Source organism: Pseudomonas sp. FIP_A4, from assembly GCF_036701605.1.
Taxonomy (GTDB): domain Bacteria; phylum Pseudomonadota; class Gammaproteobacteria; order Pseudomonadales; family Pseudomonadaceae; genus Stutzerimonas; species Stutzerimonas phenolilytica.
Map to the genome: position 1 here is coordinate 1 of NZ_JAYDXP010000133.1, position 272 is coordinate 272.

Genomic DNA, 272 nt, shown 5'->3' on the forward strand with positions numbered 1-272 from the left:
GGTGCAGCCCGATGCGCTCTGGCCGCTGATGCTGCCGCTGTTCTGCTCGGTGGCGTGCCTGGGCTGCCTGCTGCCCAACGCCACCGCATGCGCGATGGCCGATCAGCGTGCCAACGCCGGTAGCGCCTCGGCGCTGCTCGCGCGCCTCGCTCAGCTTGCGCCGTGCCGGCGGTCGCCAGAAGAAGTGCTGGATCGGCACGCTTAGCTGGTGATTCCAGTATTGGTCGAAGCTGTCCGCAAGCTGCCGCGCCACCGGGCCGGCGGCGAGCAGG

At 70.6% G+C, this 272-nt stretch carries 1 pseudogene; it reads left to right on the plus strand.

Annotation, left to right across the window (positions count from 1 at the left end):
• Nucleotides 1-148, plus strand: a pseudogene (locus tag U8L64_RS20075) (Bcr/CflA family drug resistance efflux transporter); the annotation flags it as partial.
• Between the last annotated feature and the right edge of the window lie 124 nt (nt 149-272).